Origin of the sequence: Pseudomonas sp. 51_B (assembly GCF_017491595.1) — a bacterium.
Taxonomy (GTDB): Bacteria; Pseudomonadota; Gammaproteobacteria; order Pseudomonadales; family Pseudomonadaceae; genus Aquipseudomonas; species Aquipseudomonas promysalinigenes.
The window spans coordinates 1-513 of sequence record NZ_JAFGYW010000196.1 but is presented as its reverse complement, the minus strand read 5'-3'; the positions used below and the strand labels follow the sequence as shown (position 1 = coordinate 513).

Below are 513 nucleotides of genomic sequence, written 5' to 3'. Positions count from 1 at the left end.
CAACTGAAGGCGCGCATGTTTTGCAAAGTGTCCATGGGGTGCTCTCAAGGGAGATGGCAAATTGTGACACGAAGTTTCAGGGGCTGAGACCCCCGACCAAGGGATTATCTCGTTAACCGTAACAAAGATTCACAGAAATCCCAGCTTATCGCCGCAGAGGCAGCTCCATAGAATTGCGCCGATCCTGTGCCGGCGCTGCCGAAGGCTGCGGTCTTTTGATTTTGTTTTAAGGGAAGCAAGATCAAAAATCGCAGCCTGCGGCAGCTCCTGCACGGTCCTCGATCTATCCCTCTCTCAGGAATTCGCAGCTGTGCCGCGTCGCATCAACAGAGCGCTTTTGCCGCTCAGTGTTCTGGCTTTAACCCTGGCTCTCGGCGGCTGCATCTCTACCCAAGGCATTGCCCCTCACGGCGAGGCGCTCGCGGCCGATTCACTGGCCACCGACGCGGCCATTGCCGAGGCCGCCAAAGACGCCCACTGGCCCAGCGCCCAATGGTGGCAGGCGTTTGGTGA

Annotated in this window: 1 pseudogene; it reads left to right on the top strand. The window is 58.1% G+C overall.

The window, feature by feature from the left end:
* Nucleotides 1–310 precede the first annotated feature (310 nt).
* Nucleotides 311–513, top strand: a pseudogene (locus tag J5M56_RS24365) (RND transporter); the annotation flags it as partial.